Source organism: Bacteroides sp. 224, from assembly GCF_010500995.1.
In the GTDB taxonomy this organism is placed as follows: Bacteria; Bacteroidota; Bacteroidia; order Bacteroidales; family Bacteroidaceae; genus Bacteroides.
On the sequence record NZ_QVMK01000016.1, the window covers coordinates 20910 to 37300 of the forward strand.

The 16391-nt window shown below is 38.8% G+C and carries 13 protein-coding genes; 4 read left to right on the plus strand and 9 right to left on the minus strand.

Going from position 1 to position 16391, the window contains the following annotated elements; genetic code table 11:
• Window positions 1-305: 305 nt before the first annotated feature.
• On the minus strand, window positions 306-1361 hold the full coding sequence (locus D0T60_RS09320; protein WP_163217908.1) for an ATP/GTP-binding protein: 1056 nt from the start codon (window positions 1359-1361) through the stop codon (window positions 306-308).
• 382 nt (window positions 1362-1743) lie between these two features.
• On the opposite strand from D0T60_RS09320, the gene mutS reads away from it, so the two are divergent.
• Complete coding sequence (gene mutS / locus D0T60_RS09325) at window positions 1744-4365, plus strand: DNA mismatch repair protein MutS (RefSeq protein WP_203558311.1); 2622 nt, start codon at window positions 1744-1746, stop codon at window positions 4363-4365.
• Window positions 4366-4503: 138 nt separating this feature from the next.
• A complete protein-coding gene (locus D0T60_RS09330; protein WP_163217909.1) occupies window positions 4504-4878 on the plus strand; it encodes an endonuclease domain-containing protein in 375 nt (124 codons plus the stop codon).
• Between the two features lie 165 nt (window positions 4879-5043).
• Here the strand turns inward: D0T60_RS09330 and lgt are convergent, their stop codons facing one another.
• Window positions 5044-5889 (minus strand): prolipoprotein diacylglyceryl transferase, encoded by an 846-nt coding sequence (gene lgt, locus D0T60_RS09335; RefSeq protein ID WP_163217910.1) that lies wholly within the window; start codon window positions 5887-5889, stop codon window positions 5044-5046.
• A 134-nt stretch (window positions 5890-6023) separates the two neighbouring features.
• Complete coding sequence (ychF, locus tag D0T60_RS09340; protein WP_163217911.1) at window positions 6024-7127, minus strand: redox-regulated ATPase YchF; 1104 nt, start codon at window positions 7125-7127, stop codon at window positions 6024-6026.
• 363 nt (window positions 7128-7490) lie between these two features.
• Here ychF and D0T60_RS09345 point away from each other — a divergent pair, with 363 nt between their 5' ends.
• Window positions 7491-7997 (plus strand): RNA polymerase sigma factor, encoded by a 507-nt coding sequence (locus D0T60_RS09345; protein ID WP_163217912.1) that lies wholly within the window; start codon window positions 7491-7493, stop codon window positions 7995-7997.
• A 177-nt stretch (window positions 7998-8174) separates the two neighbouring features.
• Here D0T60_RS09345 and polA read toward each other — a convergent pair whose 3' ends face one another.
• A complete protein-coding gene (polA, locus tag D0T60_RS09350; protein ID WP_163217913.1) occupies window positions 8175-10973 on the minus strand; it encodes a DNA polymerase I in 2799 nt (932 codons plus the stop codon).
• Window positions 10974-11057: 84 nt separating this feature from the next.
• Here polA and D0T60_RS09355 point away from each other — a divergent pair, with 84 nt between their 5' ends.
• Window positions 11058-12032, plus strand: a complete 975-nt coding sequence (locus tag D0T60_RS09355; RefSeq protein ID WP_163217914.1) for a polyprenyl synthetase family protein — start codon at window positions 11058-11060, stop codon at window positions 12030-12032.
• Window positions 12033-12181: 149 nt separating this feature from the next.
• Here the strand turns inward: D0T60_RS09355 and deoC are convergent, their stop codons facing one another.
• From deoC to D0T60_RS09380, 5 genes are all read right to left on the minus strand, one after another.
• Complete coding sequence (gene deoC / locus D0T60_RS09360) at window positions 12182-13084, minus strand: deoxyribose-phosphate aldolase (protein ID WP_163217915.1); 903 nt, start codon at window positions 13082-13084, stop codon at window positions 12182-12184.
• The gene (locus D0T60_RS09365) at window positions 13071-13409 is read right to left on the minus strand and encodes a nucleotide pyrophosphohydrolase (protein ID WP_163217916.1); all 339 of its coding nucleotides are present in this window, start codon (window positions 13407-13409) and stop codon (window positions 13071-13073) included. The genes deoC and D0T60_RS09365 overlap by 14 nt, the downstream gene beginning before the upstream one ends.
• A 2-nt stretch (window positions 13410-13411) precedes the next feature.
• Window positions 13412-13864: a D-aminoacyl-tRNA deacylase gene (gene dtd, locus D0T60_RS09370; RefSeq protein ID WP_163217917.1), complete on the minus strand. Its 453-nt coding sequence runs from the start codon at window positions 13862-13864 to the stop codon at window positions 13412-13414.
• Window positions 13865-13955: 91 nt separating this feature from the next.
• A complete protein-coding gene (uvrC, locus tag D0T60_RS09375) occupies window positions 13956-15767 on the minus strand; it encodes an excinuclease ABC subunit UvrC (protein ID WP_163217918.1) in 1812 nt (603 codons plus the stop codon).
• An 86-nt stretch (window positions 15768-15853) separates the two neighbouring features.
• Entirely contained in the window at window positions 15854-16384 is a 531-nt protein-coding gene (locus D0T60_RS09380; RefSeq protein ID WP_163217919.1) for an adenine phosphoribosyltransferase, read from the minus strand.
• Between the last annotated feature and the right edge of the window lie 7 nt (window positions 16385-16391).

Below are 16391 nucleotides of genomic sequence, written 5' to 3' on the forward strand. Positions count from 1 at the left end.
TGCTTCATCAATAAGCTTTCCTTTGGGTGTTTTTAATATTACCGCATTTACTCTTTGTAAGCTATCTATTGATTTTTTTACTAAATTATCTATTCTTTCTTCTACAGTCTTTTTATTGAATTCATTTTCTTTGGTATAATCTTTTAGTTCTATCAAGTAGAAAATATTCTTTTCTTTGTCTAACCAACAAGCATCCATTTCCTTGAAGAAATCTCCTGAGAGATTACAAAAAGAATCGCAATCCTGAAATCTAAACCAGTCTTTGGTAGGGAAATTCAGCGTTATTTCACTTTCTGTAAACCCGTTCATTGCAATCCTAAGTTCAATTTTATTTCCTCATCGTACATTTTAAGTGTTTCTTCTACAATGGAGTTTTGAGGGAATATTTCTTTAAGATTATAGAAACTGCTTTTAATATCTTCTTCTTCTTTTTCGAGCGAACAGCAGAGTATATCTTGTTTTTCTCTTTGTGCAATGATATAGAGTTGTTTTAATACAAAATAATTATGAGTGGTTAGAAATAGTTGTATACCTGATTTTGTGAGAACAGATAATAAGTTGATCATTTCTCTGATGGCTCCCGGATGTAAGCAGGTTTCGGGTTCATCCATAAATAATACGGTGTTTTCTGTTAATTGCTTATTTTTTAACAAAGTAGTGAGTATACCAATTCGTTTGATACCCTCTGCTGTTAATTGCATAGAAAACTCTGTATTGCTTTTTTTGAAAATAAACCGATCGGTAGAATCAACTTGCATTAATTCTCCATCAAATAATTTAATAAGTATTTGTTTGGCATCTTCCAGATTTTCAGCTAATTGATCTTTAGAAGTAGGAACATCCAAAGAGTTTATTAAATCCATATATGTTTCATCAAAACCCGGGTAATGATGAATATTGCTGATTGCTTTTATAGCATTGAATGCAGTTAATACTTCTTTGGCAGGAATAAACAAATAGTTTTTATTATTACTTAGTGGTATGTTATATTGAATATTCTGTATTTCGGTTTTAGTAGTTTCTCCAAATGAAAAATCTACGCTGACGTTGTTTTCAAAAAATATGCTGGTTGTTAATTTATCGTTACTTTCTTTTTTTACCAAATCTCCCAATCCCGACTTTCGCGGTTGGAAAACATTATAAAACTTTTCGGATAGAATTCTTTTATAGTTAATGTTTTTGTTATGTTGCTCTTTGCTTATAAATAACTCGTTTGCTTTTCCGGTGGCATATAATAATTTCAATAGTCCTGTTTTGCAAGTATCATTTTTACCTACAATAACTGTTATTTTAGGAAAAGGAATAGGATTTTCAAAAGATGAAAATCCCATAAAGTTATGTATCATAGCTTTTTGTATCATAGCCGCTTTTTCTATCAAAGAAATAATTTGAGTACAAAGATAATCAAAGAATGATTCACTAACATCGAAAATCAATTGATTCCGAAAGAAAAAAGAATATTTGCGAAAGTATAGAAACAAAGGGTATTATCAAATTATCATTTTGATAATTAAAGAGCGGTAGTTTTCGTGATTTCGGAGGTAGGAGAGGGGGAGGTAAAATGCTACCGGCACTTGATTAAAATGCCGGTAGCATTTGAAGCAAATGCCGGTAGCATTTAGGTTGAATGGTGGTAGCATTTTATAGATATAAAAATGATATTTTATCTTTCCCAATCTTAGCCATAACCAAAATGCTTTCAAATTTATTATCTTTGCACCCCTAATCAAACTAAAAAATCCGATGTCAGTAGATAACGATATTGTTCTTACCCCAATGATGAAACAGTTTCTCGACTTAAAAGCCGAACACCCCGATGCTGTTATGCTGTTTCGTTGTGGAGACTTTTACGAAACTTATTCTACTGACGCCATTATAGCTTCCGAAATACTTGGTATAACGTTAACAAAGCGTGCCAATGGGAAGGAGAAAACTATAGAGATGGCAGGATTCCCTCATCATGCACTCGATACTTACTTGCCTAAACTGGTTCGTGCCGGAAAGCGAGTGGCTATTTGCGATCAGTTGGAAGATCCGAAGGCTACCAAGAAGCTGGTAAAACGTGGTATCACGGAGTTGGTTACGCCGGGTGTATCTATCAATGATAACATACTTAATTATAAAGAGAATAATTTCGTAGCTGCTGTTCACTTCGGAAAGGGTAGCTGTGGTGTTGCCTTTTTGGATATTTCGACCGGAGAGTTTCTTACTGCCGAAGGACCTTTTGATTATATAGATAAATTACTGAATAACTTTGGTCCGAAAGAAGTGCTTTTCGAGCGCGGTAAACGTGGTATGTTCGAGGGTAACTTCGGGAGCAAATTCTTTACATTCGAACTGGAAGACTGGGTGTTTACCGATAGCAGTGCTCGCGAGAAGTTGCTCAAGCATTTCGAAACCAAGAACCTGAAAGGCTTTGGAGTAGAACACCTGAAGAACGGAATCATAGCTTCCGGAGCTATCTTGCAATACCTAACCATCACTCAGCATACACAAATAGGTCATATCACTGCTTTATCTCGTATCGAAGAAGATAAGTATGTGCGTCTCGATAAGTTTACCGTGCGTAGCTTAGAACTGATTTCTACGATGAACGATGGCGGTACAAGTCTGCTCAATGTAATCGACCGAACTATCAGCCCAATGGGAGCCCGTATGCTAAAGCGTTGGCTGGTTTTTCCTTTGAAAGATGAAAAACCCATCAACGATCGGTTGAATGTGGTAGAATACTTCTTCCGCAAACCGGAGTTTAAAGAACTGATCGAAGAGCAACTTCATTTGATAGGCGATCTGGAACGTATTATTTCCAAAGTAGCCGTAGGACGTGTATCGCCGCGAGAAGTAGTGCAACTTAAAGTAGCCTTGCAGGCCATTGAACCAATAAAGAATGCTTGTTTGACTGCCGACAATGCCAGTTTGAATAGGATAGGAGAGCAGCTTAACCTTTGCTTGTCTATTCGCGAAAAGATAGCGAAAGAAGTCAATAACGATCCTCCTTTGTTAATCAATAAAGGAGGGGTGATTCGCGAAGGGGTTAACCAGGAATTGGACGAGCTTCGTCAGATTGCTTATTCCGGAAAAGATTACCTCTTGAAAATACAGCAACGCGAGAGTGAGGCTACCGGTATTCCAAGCTTGAAGATTGGCTTTAATAACGTCTTCGGTTATTATATTGAGGTGCGCAACATTCACAAAGACAAAGTGCCCCAAGAGTGGATACGCAAACAGACATTGGTAAATGCCGAACGCTACATCACACAGGAGCTAAAGGAATACGAAGAGAAGATTCTGGGTGCGGAAGATAAGATCCTTTCGCTTGAAAGCAAATTGTACAACGATCTGGTGCTTTCTTTAGTAGAGTACATACCTGCCATTCAGATAAATGCCACTCAGATAGCCCGTTTAGACTGTCTGCACGCATTGGCCAATGTGGCTCGTGAGAATAATTACATTCGTCCCGTTATATCCGAAGATGATGTGCTCGACATCCGTCAGGGCAGACATCCGGTGATTGAAAAACAGTTGCCGGTAGGAGAGAAGTATATCGCCAACGATGTGATGCTTGACACTAATTCTCAGCAAATTATCATTATTACCGGACCCAATATGGCTGGTAAGTCGGCTCTTTTGCGCCAGACGGCTTTAATAACCCTGCTTGCACAAATCGGTTCGTTTGTGCCTGCCGAGAGTGCTCATATAGGCATGGTCGATAAGATATTTACCCGTGTAGGTGCCAGCGATAATATATCGGTAGGAGAGTCTACCTTCATGGTGGAGATGAATGAGGCATCGGATATCCTTAACAATGTATCTTCTCGTAGCTTAATATTGTTTGATGAGTTAGGGCGAGGTACTTCTACATACGACGGTATTTCCATTGCCTGGGCCATTGTGGAGTATATACATGAGCATCCTAAAGCAAAAGCCCGTACCTTATTCGCTACCCATTATCATGAGTTAAATGAAATGGAGAAATCTTTTAAACGGATTAAGAACTATAACGTAACCGTTAAGGAAGTAGATAATAAAGTGATTTTCCTGCGCAAATTAGAACGGGGTGGGAGTGAGCACTCCTTTGGTATTCATGTAGCTAAGATGGCAGGTATGCCCAAAAGTATCGTAAAAAGGGCGAATGATATACTTGGTCAGTTAGAGTCCGATAACCGCAAACAAGGAATAGCAGGTAAGCCACTGGCTGCCGTAAGCGAGCATAGAGAGGGTATGCAACTGAACTTCTTTCAATTAGATGATCCTATATTAAGCCAGATACGCGATGAGATACTTACGCTGGATGTCAATAACTTAACTCCTATCGAAGCTTTAAATAAGCTGAATGATATAAAGAAGATAGTGAAAGGGAAGTAATTTTCTTAGTGGAGAGTGGGGGAGTTGAGAGTGGAAAATTACGATGTCGCATAAAATTCTAATGCTGCACAGACTCCTCCCCTGCAAGGGGGAGGTGCCCAAAGGGCGGAGGGGGTGATAGCATAATATAAACTTTATATGGGTGAACTAATAAACAAACCAGACCAAAAACAATTTCGTCAAAAGCTACGTCGCCAAGCCACTCCTGCAGAAAATATGCTTTGGAAGTTATTAAAGAATAAACAAGTAGGTGGTTTGAAATTTCGTCGCCAACATGGAGTTGGCCCCTTTATTCTTGATTTTTATTGCCCGGAAATTCGTTTAGCTATTGAATTGGATGGTGAACCTCACAATAAACAAGAAGAATATGATGATATACGGAGTGAGTATTTATATAGAGAAGCTAAAATAACAGTTCTTAGATTTGAGAATCGAATGGCTTTTATTAATCCTTCGAGTATTATTGATGGTATTTTAGAGTTTAAGGAGAAGAATAGGGGAAGTGTTGATTGATTCTACCCCCTCCGCCCTTTGGGCACCTCCCCCTTGCAGGGGAGGAGTCCATGCGGTATTAGAACCTATATAGCATTAGATCCATATAATGTTGAAGAATTAGCTTTTGGATGCCGCAGGAATCCCTCCCCTATAAAGGGGAGGTGCCCAACAGGCAGAGAGGCCTTACCTCTTAATCGGCGGATTCATCTTATCCAACTTCTTTCCCAGCAATATACTTGCTACACCTATAATAATAAATGGTATGCTTAACCATTGTCCCATGTTCAAGGTCATCCCTTCTTCAAAAGAAACTTGGTTTTCTTTGATAATTTCTATAAAGAAACGGAAGGTGAATATAAGCGTCAGGCAGAGTCCGAAGAAGAACCCACGATGTAGCTTCTTATTATAGTTCTTATATAGATATATCATTACCAGGAAGAAGATGAAGTAAGCTATGGCTTCATATAGCTGTGCCGGATGCCGTGGAAGCATATCTTCTTTCTCGAAGATAAATGCCCAGGGAACATCGGTAACATTACCAATAATTTCGGAATTCATCAGGTTGGCCAAGCGGATGAAGCAAGCGGTGAGAGGAGTGGCTACGGCTATCATATCCACCACATCCATATAATTCATCTTTACTTTGCGTGTATAAAGCCAAAGGGCAATAATCAATCCTAATGTACCCCCATGACTGGCTAAGCCGGCATATCCTGTGAATCTCCAGGCTCCGTTTACCTTTTGTATGGGGAGAATCATCTCTACCAAATGATTTAAGTAGTATTCCGGTTGATAAAATAAGCAATGCCCCAAGCGTGCACCGATTAATATACCAAAGAAACAATAAAAGAAAAGCGGATCGAATTTCTTTTCATCAATCTTTTTATCCCGATACTGGTATCGTACAATGAAATAAGCAAGCGCTATTCCTACACACCATAACAGACCATAATACCTGATTGCAATTCCAAATATAGAGAAAAGCGTTTCGTCAGGGTTCCAGTTTACATACATGAGAAAGTGGTTCATATCTATTTCTTCTTTGGTTTATATTCGGTTTTATTTCTTATAATATATATAGCAACCATTTAATACTGTTACACGTGGAACTTATTGTTAGGAGTTAAACCTAAATACTGACTCCCGGTTACTAACATACAGTTTTATACATTAAAGCGGAAATGCATAATATCTCCGTCTTCTACAATGTATTCTTTACCTTCTACACTTAGTTTACCGGCTTCTTTTACTGCGGCTTCCGAACCGTATTGAATAAAATCATTGTATTTAATTACTTCTGCGCGGATAAATCCTTTTTCGAAGTCGGTATGTATTACTCCGGCACATTGAGGGGCTTTGCTACCTTTAAGATAAGTCCAGGCACGAACTTCCTGTACGCCTGCGGTGAAGTAAGTTTCCAGATTAAGAAGTTTATAAGCAGATTTGATAAGACGTGATACGCCCGATTCTTCCAAACCAACCTCCTGAAGAAACATCTGACGGTCTTCGTAAGTTTCCAACTCGGCAATGTCTGCTTCTGTTTTGGCGGCTACAATAAGTATTTCGGCATTTTCTTCTTTTACTGCCTCGCGTACCATTTCTACGTATTTATTTCCGTTTACGGCACTTGCTTCATCTACGTTGCATACATAAAGCACCGGTTTGCTGGTTAAGAGGAATAGCTCGCGTGCTGCTTTCTGTTCGTCTTTGCTATCAAACTGAACGGTACGGGCTGCTTTTCCCATATCTAATGCCTCTTTGTACTTCACGAGTACGTCGTAAATAAGCTTAGCATTCTTGTCGCCACCTGTTTGTGCCTGCTTTTGCACCTTCTGGATACGGGTTTCGATGGTTTCCAAGTCTTTTAGCTGTAGTTCGTAGTCGATGATTTCTTTATCACGTATCGGGTTTACGCTACCATCTACATGTGTAATGTTATCATCGTCGAAACACCGCAAAACGTGTAAGATGGCATCCGTTTCGCGAATATTGGCAAGAAATTTATTACCCAGTCCTTCGCCTTTGCTTGCTCCTTTTACTAACCCGGCGATGTCTACAATCTCTACAGTAGTAGGCAGAATGCGTTGAGGTTTAACAAATTCGGCTAATTTATTTAAACGTTCATCGGGAACGGTTATTACACCCACATTAGGTTCGATAGTACAGAAGGGGAAGTTTGCCGATTGTGCTTTTGCATTAGACAAACAGTTGAAAAGAGTCGATTTTCCTACATTAGGCAATCCGACAATACCACATTGTAAAGCCATTATTTATAGTTTTCTTAAAATTTTCTGGCTGCAAAGATAGATATTATTATAAGAATGATGAAATAAACCTTCTTGCTATCAGATAATTCATTTCTTTTTATGAAGAATTTCGGTTTTTGTCTTTGCTTATTCTTTTCGATTTGTACTGTTTAAAAGAATAGTGTACCTTTTCTAAAAAATAGAAGCCATGAAATATTTTAGTAGGGTGTAAAATACCACCCAATATCTATCAGAAACCACCCGAAAACTATCACTTGTTAGTTTTCACCCTATAAAGTGACGGAAACTGTCCTATTCATCGTTGAGATATGCCCTATGTTTGTAGTATCGAAACAACGAAAAACAATTTAAAAATATAAAGTTATGAAGAGCAGTTTAGATTTTCAAAAAGACTTGGTAAGCGTACAAAATGATTTATTCCGTTTTGCAATTAAATTGACTGCTAACCGCGAAGAAGCTAACGACCTGTTGCAAGAAACTTCTTTAAAAGCATTAGATAATGAAGATAAGTATACGCCCGATACCAACTTTAAGGGTTGGATGTATACCATCATGCGCAATATATTTATCAACAACTACCGTAAAGTAGTTCGCGAACAGACTTATGTAGACCAAACCGACAATCTTTACCACCTTAATCTTCCTCAGAACTCCGGTTTCGAAAGTACAGAGGGTGCTTATGATTTGAAGGAAATGCGTCGTATTGTTAACTCTTTGCCTCGCGAATACCGTCAGCCTTTCTCCATGCACGTGGCCGGATTCAAATATCGCGAGATTGCCGAGAAACTCGATCTGCCTTTGGGAACTGTAAAGAGCCGTATTTTCTTTACTCGCCAGAAGTTGCAGGAGGATTTGAAAGATTTCAGATAATTAGATGGATTAGTAATAAATAGGATGTTTTTTAACCTAAACTTTAATTTAAAACTGACTGTGATAGTTTGTTAATGTAGAAAAGTTTGTTTGTTGATAGAGAGCGAGTAGGGGAGCCTGCTCGCTCTTTTTCAATATACTCTCATAAAGTAGAATCTGGTAACTACTAAATAACCATTAATGTGCTTCCAGCCAGTTATTTCCCCATCCGCAATCTGCTTTCAGAGGTACATGCATGGCGTAAGCTCTTTCCATTTCTTCAATAACGATTTGTTCGATGTATCCTTTTTCTTCTGCAGGTACACTAAAGTTTAGTTCGTCATGTACCTGAAGAATCATTTTGGCTTTTACCTGTTCTTTTTGGAAACGTTCATAGATACGAATCATGGCTACTTTAATAATATCGGCAGCGCTTCCCTGAATGGGAGCATTGATAGCATTTCGCTCGGCGTATCCTCTTACAACGGCGTTTCTGGAATTAATATCGGGTAAGAAGCGTTTGCGGTGGAATACGGTTTCAACATATCCTTTTTCTTGGGCTACTTTGATGCTGTGATCCATATACGCTTTTACTTGAGGGTAGGTTTCGAAGTAACCATCAATTAACTCTTTGGCTTCTTTTCTTTCTACATTCATTCGGTCGGCCAGTCCAAAAACAGAGATACCATAAATAATACCGAAATTAGCTGTTTTGGCTTTTCGGCGCATATCTGATGTCACCTCTTTAATGTCTATTTTGTATATTTTGGCAGCGGTTGCCGCGTGAATATCGTATCCACTCAAGAAAGCATCGATCATGTTTTTATCTTCGCTTAAGTGGGCCATAATACGAAGCTCTATTTGAGAATAGTCTGCCGAAAAGAATAAACATCCGTCGTCCGGAATAAAGGCCTTGCGAATCTCTTTTCCATCCTCATCCCGAATAGGTATGTTTTGTAAGTTTGGATTACTGGAACTTAACCTCCCGGTAGCTGTAACTGTTTGGTTGAAAGATGTATGAACTTTTCCTGTTTTGGGGTTGATAAGCTGCGGCAGTGCATCTATATAAGTGCTGAGCAACTTTTTTAATCCTCTGTGTTCCAGTATCTTTCCTATGATATCGTGTTTTCCTCTTAAACTTTCAAGAACTTCTTCGGAAGTAGTATATTGCCCCGTCTTTGTTTTTTTGGCTTTCTCTACAATTTTAAGTTTATCGAATAAAATTTCGCCTACTTGTTTGGGCGATGAAATATTAAACTCTTCTCCGGCAAGCTTATAGATTTCTTTTTCTATTTCCTGAAGTCTTTGGGTGAAATGTTTGGAAGAAGTTTTTAGTGCATCGGTATCTAAGCGTACTCCGTTACTTTCTATTTCAACAAGTACGGGCACGAGTGGCATCTCTATTTCGTAGAATAATTTTTCCGCATCGTTTTTCTTTAATTCTTCCTCCAGAATATTTTTAAGTTTGAGTGTTATGTCTGCATCTTCGCAAGCATATAAATAAATATCCTGGGGTGGGAGGTCGCGCATGTTTTTCTGGTTCTTACCTCTGGCTCCAATTAATTCTTCGATATGTATGGTTTGATAGTTTAGATATACTTCGGCTAAGTAATCCATGTTATGTCGGAGTTCCGGTTGAATAACATAGTGAGCTACCATCGTATCGAATAATTTTCCTTTTACTTGGATGCCATAATTACGCAGTACCAATAAATCGTATTTTATGTTTTGGCCAACTTTAAGCGATTTCTCATTTTCGAAGACCGGGCGGAACTCATTTACTATTTTTAATGCTTCTTCTCTTTCGGGAGGTATCGGAATATAGAATGCTTGGTTTTCGGCAAAACTAAAGCTCATTCCTACCAATTCGCTGTCCATTGGGTCGATTCCGGTGGTTTCCGTGTCTAGAGCAAGAATTTCCGTTGTAAGCAACTTTTTAATAATTTCGCTTCTTTTCTCTTGATTATCAATGAGTTGATAGTCGTAGTTCGAGGAACTTAAGCGCGTCAGATTTTGATATTTTTCTTCTTCCGGCTCTTCGGTCGTAAAATCCGCAAATAAATCGCCTTGAAAAAGGGAGTTTTGACTTTCTTTGGAAACTTTCTTTGTTGACTTAGTTTCTTTTTTGAAGATCCGGTCGATGAGGGTGCGGAACTCAAGTTCTTCGAAAATTTTCCGAAGAGTTTCTTCGTTTGCTTTTTCGCGAACAAGTGAATCCATATCAAGTTCAATCGGAACATCAATTTTAATAGTAGCAAGCATTTTAGAGAAAAGAATCATTTCTCTATTTTCTTCTACTTTAGTTTTTAATGCTCCTTTCAGTTGATCGGTATGGTTGAGCAAATTTTCGATGCTCCCAAATTCGGCAATTAATTTTTGGGCGGTTTTCTCTCCAACGCCCGGGCAACCCGGTATGTTATCCGAAGAGTCGCCCATCAATCCGAGCATGTCGATAATTTGAATAGGGGAGTCTATTCCGAATTTGGCTTTTACCTGTTCAATTCCCATTACTTCGAATTCTTTATCACCATATTTAGGGCGATAAATTAACGCATATTCATTAACTAACTGCCCGTAATCTTTATCGGGTGTCATCATATATGTCGTTATTTTTTGTTTACTTGCTTCGGTGGCGAGGGTGCCGATAACATCATCGGCTTCGTAGCCAGGCACTTCTAAAATGGGTATGTTATAGGCACGTATAATCTCTTTAATAATGGGAACGGACAGGCGAATAGCTTCTGGAGTTTCTTCGCGTTGTGCTTTATACTGTTCGTACATTTCATGGCGAAAAGTGGGTCCGGAAGGGTCGAAGGCTACTCCAATATGGGTAGGATTCTCTTTTTTTAGTATATCTTCTAAGGTATTAACGAACCCTAAGATAGCTGAGGTGTTAAACCCTTTGGAGTTGATTCGAGGATTCTTGATGAAGGCGTAGTAAGCTCTGTAAATAAGTGCATAAGCATCTAAGAGAAAAAGCTTATTGTCTTTGTCCATAATTCTTCTTTTTTTATTGTAAAAGTACAAAAAAATGCCGTATTAATCGTTTTATTATTACTTTTGTACTCGATTAATCAATAGATGGAACGTTTATCTATAATAAAGGCCCCGATTGCTCATGAACTGTCTTCTTTCAAGGAGATTTTTGATAGTTCGCTGACTGGTTCCAATCCCTTGTTGAATGAAGTAATTACACATATTCGGCAGCGGAATGGAAAGATGATGCGTCCTGTTTTAGTGATGCTTATAGCCAGAGTTTTTGGTGAGGTAACACTTTCTACGTTGCATGCTGCTGTGGCATTAGAGCTTCTTCATACAGCCAGTTTGGTACACGATGATGTAGTAGATGAGAGCACACAGCGAAGAGGTCAACTTTCTGTAAATGCTATTTTTAATAATAAAGTAGCTGTATTGGTGGGCGATTTTCTGTTAGCTACTTGTTTGGTTCAGGCCGGAAAAACCGAAAATACAGAGATTATAAATGTTATTTCTTCCTTGGGGCGCGATCTTTCTGAGGGAGAGCTTCTGCAGTTATCTAATGTAAGTAACCCCGAATTTTCAGAAGAGATTTATTTTGACGTAATACGTAAGAAAACGGCTGCCTTATTTGCTGCATGTACAGAGTCGGCTGCTCTTTCTGTTGGCGCAAATCAGGAACAGCGTGAAGTAGCCCGTTTATTTGGCGAATATATTGGTATTTGCTTTCAGATTAAGGATGATATATTCGATTATTTTGATGATAAGAATATAGGTAAGCCTACCGGAAATGATATGATGGAAGGTAAATTGACGCTTCCTGTGCTTTATGCATTGAATTCTACCAATGAAAAGTGGGCGAAAAAGATTGCTTTTGATGTGAAGAGCGGGTCTGCTTCGGCACAGGAAATAGCCCGTTTAGTAGCATTTACCAAGCAGAGTGGGGGCATTGAATATGCCGATAAAATGATGAAGGAATATCAAGATAAAGCACTTTCATTATTGGAAAATGTATCCGATTCGGACATTAAAACTTCTCTTACTACTTACCTGGAGTATCTGGTAGATCGAAAGAAATAATAGTATTTTAATAAGCTGTATAAGAGTTTTGTTACGGCCGCTGAAAGATATTGGCACGGCCGCTGTAACATTTTCTCGCGGCCGTGAGAATTTGTACTCATGCCCGCGAGAAGTGATACTCAAGCCCGTAAGAATATAATAGAACTTTATTAGAAGAATTTAATATCCTCTCCAACAATCTCCGATAGAAGCAAATTGGCCAATCTGCTTGTTCCTAAGCGGAATAGTTCATTCGTTAGCCATTCTTCGCCTAAAACTTCTTTTACAATGGTGTAATATACCAATGCATCATTAACAGTATTAATGCCTCCGGCAGGCTTAAATCCTATCTTGTTTCCTGTTAGATTGTAGTATTCTTTAATGGCTTCGCACATTACATAAGCGGCTTCCGGTGTAGCAGCCGGTTGCATTTTTCCGGTGGAAGTTTTGATGAAATCGGCTCCTGCATACATGGATAGGATAGAGGCTTTTTTGATGTAGGAAGCGCTTTTCAAAGCTCCGGTTTCAAGAATTACTTTGAGGTGACGACCTTTACAGGTATCTTTTATTTCCTGAATCTCTTCGCACATACCTTCATAATCTTCGCTCAGGAACTTTCCGACGTGTATTACTATGTCTATTTCTTCGGCACCTTCCATAACCGCCATAGCAGTTTCGGCTATTTTTACTTCAATAAAGGTTTGAGAAGAAGGGAAACCACCTGATACACAGGCTATTTTTACGTTTTCTACTTCTAAAGTATCACTTACTACTTGTGCAAAATTGGGATATACGCAAATAGCGGCTACGTTTTTAAGATCGGGGTATTCATTCTCGAATCTGTTAACGTTTTCGGTAAATTTCATTACACTTTCGTCGCTATCGGTAGTGTTTAAAGTAGTCAGATCAATACAGTTGAAGAGAAGTTTTTTCACTTCCGGAGTATTGTTTTCCTGCACCTTATTGGCTATGATGTTGGCTACTGTTTCTTGTATTTTAGCGTCGTCGAGCTCTGTATTATATTTATTCAGAGTGATTTCGTACTTCGATAAATTAGCGTCATTCTGTTCCATGATTGCTTAATTTGGGGTTATTTATATGTCTTTGATTATCTCTTTTTGTTTTCTTTTCGAGGTTTTGGATGAAGGATTGTGTAAGATCCACTCCGGTTTGGTTGGCAATGCAGAGTAGCACCCACAGTACATCTGTCAGCTCGTCGGCAAGGTTGAGTTCTTCTCCTTCTTTGGTAGATTGATCGCCATATTGACGGGCCATAATACGCGCTAATTCGCCAACTTCTTCTGTTAAGATAGTCATATTGGTGAGTTCGCTGAAATAACGTACGCCATGCGTTTTAATCCAGCTATCAACTTGTTTTTGTGCTTCTTCGAGAGTCATAATTATTCTTTTGCTTGAGTGTCCATGCAAATGGTTACAGGGCCATCATTGAGTAATTCTACTTTCATATCGGCTCCAAATTCTCCGGTTCCTACTGCTTTTCCTAATGCATGACTTACTTCTTTACAGAATTCTTCATAGATAGGAATGGCAACATCCGGTTTGGAAGCTTTAATATAAGAGGGTCGATTTCCTTTTTTGGTAGATGCATGCAGGGTGAACTGACTGATTATCAGTATTTCTCCATCTACCTCCAGAACCGATTTATTCATGACACCATTCTCATCATCAAAGATGCGAAGGTTGACGATTTTCTTGGTTAGCCATTCAATATCTTCCTTATTATCAGCATCTTCAATGCCTACCAGGATGAGTAAACCTTGCTTGATGGCCGACTTACATTTTCCTTCTATGGTAACAGATGCGTGTGTTACACGTTGTATAACTGCTCTCATTTATTATTTAGTTGAAATAAGTGATAAAGTTACAAATAAAAACAGTTTCTCGCAAGGTGTATTCCGGGGTGGGATAGAGGTTAATGGTTTCTTATAAGCCATCTTTTATTATTTTAGCTTTAGCTGCCCCTATCACTGTAGCTAATTCTTCTTCGGTAGCTTCTCGTATGCGTTTTAGGCTCTTAAAATGTCGTAATAGCTCGGTTTTGGTTTTCTCTCCGATACCTTTTATTTCGTCTAAGGCAGAAGCTACTTGTCTTTTGCTCCGCTTGTCTCTATGGAAAGTAATGGCAAAACGATGCACTTCATCCTGTATTTGTTCCATGAGTCGGAATAAGGGACTTCCTTGTTTTAGGCCAATTGTTTGCGGAGGGAAGCCATAAAGTAGCTCGGAAGTGCGGTGTCTTTTGTCTTTTGCGAGTCCGGCAATGGGTATATCTAATTTTAGCTCCTCCAAAACCTGTCTTACAGACTCCATTTGCCCTTTTCCTCCGTCGGTGATAATTAGGTCGGGTAGGGGTGTTTCTTCCTCTATGGCGCGCGAATAACGCCTTTTGACAACCTCTCTCATGGAGGCATAATCATCGGCTCCTTCTACCGTTTTTATGATGTACTTGCGATAGTCGCTTTTAGAAGGTTTGGCTTTCTTAAATACTACACAAGCTGCAACGGCATCTGCTCCCTGAATGTTAGAGTTATCGAAGCATTCGATTTGATAAGGCATTTTAGGAAGGTGTAATTCTTGCTGTATTTCTTTCATTAACCGTATGCTGCGTTGTTCCGGATTTAGCTTTTCCGATTGCTTCATTCGGTCGGCTTTATACTGCTTTACGTTTAATAAGGAAAGATCTAACAACTTCTTTTTATCTCCTCGCTGGGGGATGGTAAAGGTTACTTCATTGAGTTCTATATCCATAAGGAAAGGAACTATAATCTCTTTAGAGAGGCTCTTATACCTTTCTCTCATTTCGATGATGCCTAATGAGAGTAATTCCTCCTTGGTTTCATTCAATTTTTTCTTGTATTCGAATGTAAATGCCTGATTTATAGAACCATTCGTGATGTGCAGGTAGTTGATAAACGCTGAATTCTCATCTTCTTCGATAGAAAACACGTCTATATTGTGTAATATAGAGCTTACAACCTCCGATTTAGCTCGGTAGTTCTCTATTAATAGGAACTTTTCTTTCACTTTTTGGGCTTCTTCGAACTTCATTTCAGAGGCCAGCTTTTGCATCTCTTCTTGTAGGTGCTTGCTTATTTCTTGTGTATTTCCTTTCAGTATTTCTTTTATTTCGGCTATGTTTTTCTGGTAATCTTCGTGGCTTTGCAAGCCAACGCAAGGCCCGGCACAATTCTTAATATGATATTCCAGGCACACATTAAATTTGCCTGCATGAATGTTTTCGGGTGAGAGATTAAAGTTGCAGGTTCGGAGAGGGTAGAGGTGTTTAATCAACTCCAATATTGCCATCATGGATGGGTAATGACTGTATGGACCAAAATACAGGGAACCATTTCTTATAATCTTTCGCGTCTTAAATATCCGGGGGAAATATTCGTTTTGTACGCAGATAGAAGGGTATGTTTTATCGTCCTTTAGCAATACATTATATCGGGGCTTGTATTGTTTAATTAAGCTGTTTTCGAGCAATAAAGCGTCTTGTTCTGAGTTAACTACAATGTATCGAATATCTGCTATTTTGCTGACGAGTACCCTGGTTTTACCCGGTTCGTGTTCTTTGCTGAAGTACGGATAAACTCTTCGTTTTAAATTCTTGGCTTTGCCCACATAGATAACGGTACTCTCTGAATTCAGGTATTGGTAAATGCCTGGCTTCTCGGGGAGGTTAGAGACAATTCCTTTTAAGTATTCGCTTGTATTTAGTTCTTGAGAGTTCATCCTTTATGTGCGTTTATAAGATGTTTCTATTATCAGGGCAGACACAAGGTCTGCCCTACATCATGCGGAAAATGATTTGCCAGACTTTAAATCGATAAAATAGTTTCAACCTCTGTGTCTTTATCAAAGATATCTATTCCGTGCAGCTCTTTCAACTCAATAATGAAGTTTACATAAACCTTTTTAGGGCTTAACTTTCTAACAAGGTTGCAGGCTGCTTTCATGGTTCCTCCGGTTGCCAGCAGATCGTCATGTAGTACCACCACATCATTTTCGTTTAAAGCATCCTTGTGTATTTGAATGGCATCTGTTCCGTACTCTTTGCTGTAGCTTTCTTCTATTACTTCTGCCGGAAGCTTACCAGGTTTGCGAATAGGGATGAATCCCGCGTTTAATCTCGTTGCTAAAATAGGGCCCATTATGAATCCTCTTGATTCTATTCCTATCACCTTGGTGATTCCTTTATCTTTGTACATTTCGTACATCATATCCGATAGAAGTTGGAGGCATTCGGGGTCTTTAAAAAGTGTTGTTACATCTTTAAATTGCACACCGGGAATAGGGAAGTCAGGGATGTTTCTAAGGCTCCTGATAAGCTTTTCTTTGTTTTTATCCATTCTTTTA